At 59.9% G+C, this 5,782-nt stretch carries 7 protein-coding genes; 6 read left to right on the top strand and 1 reads right to left on the bottom strand.

The annotated features are described in order from the left end of the window. Together HLUSI_RS0124310 and HLUSI_RS0124305 are read left to right on the top strand one after the other, a co-directional pair. Positions 1-858: electron transfer flavoprotein subunit alpha/FixB family protein (locus HLUSI_RS0124310; protein ID WP_016836411.1), on the top strand; the 858-nt coding region annotated here is incomplete at its 5' end. Between the two features lie 144 nt (positions 859-1,002). After that, a complete protein-coding gene (locus HLUSI_RS0124305) occupies positions 1,003-2,805 on the top strand; it encodes an acyl-CoA dehydrogenase (protein ID WP_016836409.1) in 1,803 nt (600 codons plus the stop codon). A 52-nt stretch (positions 2,806-2,857) separates the two neighbouring features. Here the strand turns inward: HLUSI_RS0124305 and HLUSI_RS0124300 are convergent, their stop codons facing one another. Further along, positions 2,858-3,274: an NINE protein gene (locus HLUSI_RS0124300; protein WP_016836407.1), complete on the bottom strand. Its 417-nt coding sequence runs from the start codon at positions 3,272-3,274 to the stop codon at positions 2,858-2,860. A 293-nt stretch (positions 3,275-3,567) separates the two neighbouring features. On the opposite strand from HLUSI_RS0124300, the gene rpsP reads away from it, so the two are divergent. The 4 genes from rpsP to rplS all read left to right on the top strand — a co-directional run bounded on the left by rpsP (position 3,568) and on the right by rplS (position 5,747). After that, positions 3,568-3,822, top strand: a complete 255-nt coding sequence (rpsP, locus tag HLUSI_RS30540) for a 30S ribosomal protein S16 (protein WP_040503873.1) — start codon at positions 3,568-3,570, stop codon at positions 3,820-3,822. Between the two features lie 49 nt (positions 3,823-3,871). Then, positions 3,872-4,444: a ribosome maturation factor RimM gene (gene rimM, locus HLUSI_RS0124290; RefSeq protein ID WP_029363979.1), complete on the top strand. Its 573-nt coding sequence runs from the start codon at positions 3,872-3,874 to the stop codon at positions 4,442-4,444. Between the two features lie 38 nt (positions 4,445-4,482). Then, the gene (gene trmD, locus HLUSI_RS0124285; RefSeq protein WP_016836404.1) at positions 4,483-5,232 is read left to right on the top strand and encodes a tRNA (guanosine(37)-N1)-methyltransferase TrmD; all 750 of its coding nucleotides are present in this window, start codon (positions 4,483-4,485) and stop codon (positions 5,230-5,232) included. Positions 5,233-5,363: 131 nt separating this feature from the next. Next, positions 5,364-5,747 carry a 50S ribosomal protein L19 gene (gene rplS / locus HLUSI_RS0124280; RefSeq protein WP_016836403.1) on the top strand — a complete coding sequence of 128 codons (384 nt, stop codon included), beginning with the start codon at positions 5,364-5,366 and terminating at the stop codon, positions 5,745-5,747. Positions 5,748-5,782 lie beyond the last annotated feature (35 nt).

Here is a 5,782-nt window from a genome sequence, read left to right as displayed (position 1 = left end):
GCAGCGCAAGCCGGCGGCGACGTCCACGTCCTCGTAGCAGGCCACAACGCGAAAGCAGCTGCTGATGCCGCAGCCCAGATTACTGGCGTAACAAAGGTCCTGCTGGCCGACGCGCCGCAATTCGCCGATGGCCTGGCCGAGAACGTCGCTGAACAAGTCCTGGCCATCGCCAAGGATTACAGCCACATCCTGGCCCCCGCCACCGCCTACGGCAAGAACATCCTGCCGCGTGTGGCCGCCAAGCTGGACGTGGGCCAGATTTCCGACATTACCAAGGTGGAGTCGGCCGATACCTTCGAACGTCCCATCTACGCCGGCAACGCCATTGCCACCGTGCAGTCGATTGATCCGATCAAGGTCATCACCGTGCGCACGACCGGTTTTGATGCTGCAGCAACAGGCGGCAGCGCAGCGGTCGAATCGTTGACGGCCGTGGCCGACTCCGGCAAGTCCAGCTTCGTCTCGCGCGAAGTGGCGAAGTCGGATCGTCCTGAACTGACCGCCGCCAAGATCATCGTCTCGGGCGGCCGCGGCATGGGATCGTCGGAAAGCTTCAAGATCCTCGAACCGCTGGCCGACAAGCTCAACGCCGCCATGGGCGCCTCGCGCGCCGCAGTCGATGCGGGCTATGTGCCGAACGACTGGCAAGTGGGGCAGACCGGCAAGATCGTGGCGCCGCAGCTGTATATCGCCGTTGGTATTTCCGGTGCGATCCAGCATCTGGCGGGCATGAAGGATTCCAAGGTGATCGTGGCGATCAACAAGGACGAAGAAGCGCCGATCTTCTCGGTGGCCGATTACGGCATCGTCGGCGACTTGTTCGAGATCGTGCCTGAGCTGGTCAAGCAGCTCGGTTAATCAGCAATCCCAAATCGGCCCTCTCGCATGACAGGGCCGATTTTTTAGCAGCAGCGGCAATATGGCAAGCAGTAAGCAAGCAGTAAAAAACGAATGCGAAAGCAGCGCAACAACAGATTGCGTACACAGGATCAGGAGTCGGAGATGAGCTACGTCGCACCATTGAAGGATATGCTGTTCGTCATGAACGAACTGGCCGGATTGTCGGAAGTCAACGCATTGCCCAACTGCGAAGACGCGACGCCGGAAACCGTGGAAGCCATTCTGGAAGAGAATGCAAAATTCTGCAGTGAAGTGGTGGCGCCGCTCAACCACTCCGCCGACAAGGAGCCGAGCTCGTGGAGCGACGGCAAGGTCACGACCAGCAAGGGCTTCAAGGAAGCTTTCAAGCAGTTCGGCGAAGCCGGCTGGCAGGGCGTGCAGCATCCGGTTGAATTCGGCGGCCAGGGTCTGCCGAAACTGGTGGCGACGCCCTGTATCGAAATGCTCAATTCCGCGAACCTGTCGTTCGCGCTGTGTCCACTGCTCACCGACGGCACCATCGAAGCATTGATGACGGCCGGCACCGAGGAGCAAAAGAATACTTACCTGACCAATTTCATCTCCGGCAAGTGGACCGGCACGATGAATCTGACCGAGCCGCAAGCCGGTTCCGACCTGGCGCTGGTGCGTACGCGTGCGGTGCCGCAGGATGACGGTACGTTCAAATTGTCGGGCACCAAGATTTTCATCACGTACGGCGATCACGACATGGCCGAGAACATCGTCCACCTGGTGCTGGCGCGCACGCCGAATGCGCCGGAAGGCGTGAAAGGCATTTCGCTGTTCATCGTGCCGAAATTCCTGGTCAAGCCGGACGGTTCGCTGGGCGAGCGTAACGACGTCCATTGCGTCTCCATCGAACACAAGCTCGGCATCAAGGCCAGCCCGACTGCGGTGCTGCAATTCGGCGACCACGGCGGCGCCGTCGGCATGCTGGTCGGCGAAGAAAATCGTGGCCTTGAATACATGTTCATCATGATGAATGCGGCGCGCTTCGCCGTGGGCATCCAGGGTCTGTCGGTGTCGGAACGCGCCTATCAAAAAGCCGTGGCTTACGCCAAGGACCGCGTGCAGTCGCGCGACCTGGCCGGTTCTGCAGGCGCCGTCACCATCATCCACCAGCCGGACGTGCGCCGCATGCTGATGTCGATGCGCTCCCAGGTGGAGGCGTCGCGCGCGCTGGCGTATGTCGCCGCTGCAGCATCGGATGCCGGTCATCATCATGCCGACGAGGCGACGCGCAAGACCAACCAGGCCGTCTACGAATACCTGGTGCCCATCGTCAAGGGCTGGTCGACCGAGTTGTCCATCGACGTCACCTCGACCGGCGTGCAGGTGCACGGCGGCATGGGCTTCATCGAAGAAACCGGCGCCGCACAGTATTACCGCGACGCGCGCATCCTGGCGATTTACGAAGGCACCACGGCGATCCAGGCCAACGACCTGGTCGGTCGCAAGACCTCGCGTGACGGCGGCGCAGTCGCCAAGGGCATCATCGGGCAAATTCACAAGACTGAAGCGGCGCTCGCCACTGCCGCTGCAGGCGAATACAGCGACGACCTGCAGGCGATCCGCAAGCGCCTGGTTGACGGCACGCTTGCGCTGGACGACGTGGTCAACTACGTGGTCGCCAACATCAAGACGGACATCAAGGGTGTGTTTTCAGGCAGCGTGCCGTACCTGAAACTGGCCGGCGTGGTGCTGGGGGGCTGGCAAATGGCGCGCGCCGCACTGGTGTCTGTCGACAAGCTGAAAGCCGGTGACGGCGATGCACAGTTCTACAAAGCCAAGATCGCGACGGCGCGTTTCTATGCAGATCATGTGCTGACGCAAGCGTCGTCGCTGCGTGCGGCGGTGGTGGAAGGCAGCGCCGGCGTGCTGGCGTTGACCGAAGAGCAATTCTGATGCGGCGGCGTTCGCCGGGTCGACCGGCGAACGCTTCGGTCCATATCAAGCGTCAGCCGTAAGCGCCGCCGGTGAAGAGCAGGTCGAAACTGCGCGCCATCAGGGCGATCACCGACATGGCGCCGACTCCCAGCGTTAATACCAGGATCAGCGCCAGGACCCAGTGCGATTCCGATTTCTTGCCGGAGCCCTGGTTACGGGCGGCATCCCATTTTTCGTCCGGTGTCAGTCCGATGACGAGGGCTTCGAGGAAGCCGCACAATATCGACAGCGCAAACAGCATGCCCATGAACAGCGGCTGCGAGTTGCTGAATGTCCAGATCAGCAGCGCCGACACCGGCAGGGTGGCCAGATGCAACCAGCCGATCAGGTCTTTGCGGCCAGCCATATAAAAACGATGGATGCCGATGCCGCCGAAAACGGCCGCCAGGAAAGTCGTGAAGGTCTTGTTCTTGTGCTGAATTGTCATGAAGCTAATTTCTCGATGGCAAAAGAAGGCGCTGGATCGGCCGGACTGCGCGCCGGAGCGCGTTGCAGTGTTGTAAAAAAACTGCGCCTAGTATAGCCGCAGGAGAGGGCGTCCCGAAGACCGTTTCGGGGCGCATTGCCCTGAAAAGGGCGAAATCAGGCGGGAAGGTCGGATGGAGCCGGATCGGCTCCGCGCCCGGCTTGGGCTGCTTTCCCGTATTCATCTTGCTGCGTGGCCGGTATTTCGGCTATAATCACCAGCTTTTCCGTGTTCGAACACTTTTTGGAACCATTATGGTCGTTATTCGTTTAGCTCGTGGAGGCGCCAAGAAGCGCCCATTCTTCAACATCGTTGCAACTGATTCGCGCAATCGCCGCGACGGACGCTTCATCGAGCGTCTGGGTTTCTACAACCCGGTTGCATCCGGTAAGGAAGAATCCTTCCGTATCGCTCAGGACCGCCTGGCTCACTGGGAAGGCGTCGGCGCACAGCTGTCCCCAACCGTTGCCCGTCTGGTCAGCGAAGCAGGCAAGAAGGCCGCTGCTTAATTGCAGTTGCATTCGGCTCTGATTTCGCAAGCGTATTGGTAAGGCAGGTTTGTCGCGCACATCACAATCAGGCGTCGCAGTTCCCCCGGATCTGTTGACGGTAGGTTACATCTCAGGTGCTTATGGTATTCAGGGATGGGTGCGGGTCAAACCTTATTCAGCGGATGCAGATGCTCTGCTGGGCGCAAGAACCTGGTGGCTGGACAAGCCGGAATTGCGCGATGTCGAGATGATGCAAGCCAAGTCCCACAGCGGTGATGTGGTGGCGAGGTTAATGGGAGTGGCTGGTCGTGATGCCGCCGAAGCGCTCAAGGGCGCCGTGGTGCAGATTGCGCGCAGCCACTTTCCTGCTTTATCCGACGGAGAATTTTACTGGGTCGATCTGATCGGCCTGGCAGTTGAAAACATGCAGGGCGAGTCCCTGGGCGTGGTCAGCGATCTGATGGATAACGGGGCTCACCCGATCCTGCGTGTCGCGGTTCCTGCTGTCCCGGCTGAGGCAGGAGTTGAAGCCGACAGCAAGGCTGCTGCAGAAATCCTGATTCCGTACGTTGACCAGTTCGTCAAGACCGTCAGTCTGGCGGACAAGAAAATCGTGGTCGACTGGGGACTGGATTATTGATCCGGCAGCGCGGTTTGCAATATTAAAAAGGGCGCCGGATGCAATTTGACGTCGTCACGCTTTTCCCCGAAATGTTTGCAGCATTGACGCAGTCCGGTGTAACCCGGCGTGCGTTCGAGCAAAAGAAGTGGGGCTTGTCGCTATGGAATCCGCGGGATTTCACCACCGACAATCACCGCACGGTCGACGACCGGCCTTATGGCGGCGGACCGGGCATGGTGATGCTGGCCAAACCGTTGCAGCAGACGCTGCAGGCGGCCAGGCAGCGGCAACTTGATTTGAATCTGGCGGCGCCGCGTGTGGTGTATTTGTCCCCGCAAGGCAAGCCGCTGACGCATCAGCGCGTCATGCAGTTCGCTGAAGATACTGGCGTGGTGTTGCTGTGCGGTCGCTACGAGGCTATCGATCAACGTTTGCTGGACCGCCATGTCGACGAAGAAATCAGTCTCGGCGATTTCGTGCTGTCGGGCGGTGAATTGCCGGCGATGGCGCTGATGGATGCCGTGATCCGGCAATTGCCGGGCGTGCTCAACGACGGCAGTTCGGCGGTTGAAGACAGTTTCGTCAACGGCCTGCTGGATTGCCCGCATTACACGCGTCCGGAAGAATACGAAGGCGTGGCGGTGCCGCCGGTGTTGATGGGCGGCCACCATGCAGAGATTGTGAAGTGGCGACGCGAGCGGGCGCTTGAGGCGACTGCCAAGAAGCGTCCCGACCTGATCGCCAGGGCGCGCCAGGACGGGTTGCTGAGCAAGGCCGATGAGAAGTTTTTAAGCAGTTTGCAGTGAAAGCAGCAAAAGTGCGGGCAAGGCCGGAAGACAACTGAAGGCGGCGCTCGTTGTTCAACCCCATCCTCTACCGGGCAGGTCGACTCAGTCGACGAAGTGAGCGCCGGCAAGATGGCATTCGGAGTATTAAAATGGATCTGATCCAGCAATTAGAGCAAGAAGAGATCGCGCGTCTCGCAAAGAACATCCCTGAGTTCGCTCCAGGCGATACCGTCATCGTCAGCGTCAACGTGGTCGAAGGTACGCGCAAGCGCGCCCAGGCTTACGAAGGCGTCGTGATCTCGCGTCGCAACCGTGGTCTGAACTCCAACTTCATCGTCCGCAAGATTTCGTCGGGCGAAGGCGTTGAGCGTACATTCCAGTTGTACTCGCCGCTGATCGCGTCGATCGAAGTCAAGCGTCGCGGCGATGTCCGTCGCGCCAAGCTGTACTATCTGCGTGAGCGTTCCGGCAAGTCGGCACGTATCAAAGAGAAGCTGCCTAACCGCCGTGGCACTGCCAAGGCTGAAGCGTAATCTTCGGTATTTGCTTGAAAAAAGGGCGTCTTCGG

The sequence above is a fragment of the Herbaspirillum lusitanum P6-12 genome, from assembly GCF_000256565.1.
Classification (GTDB): Bacteria; Pseudomonadota; Gammaproteobacteria; order Burkholderiales; family Burkholderiaceae_D; genus Herbaspirillum; species Herbaspirillum lusitanum.
The sequence above is the reverse complement of the archived record's forward strand: the minus strand, read 5'-3'. Positions and strand labels throughout refer to the sequence as shown.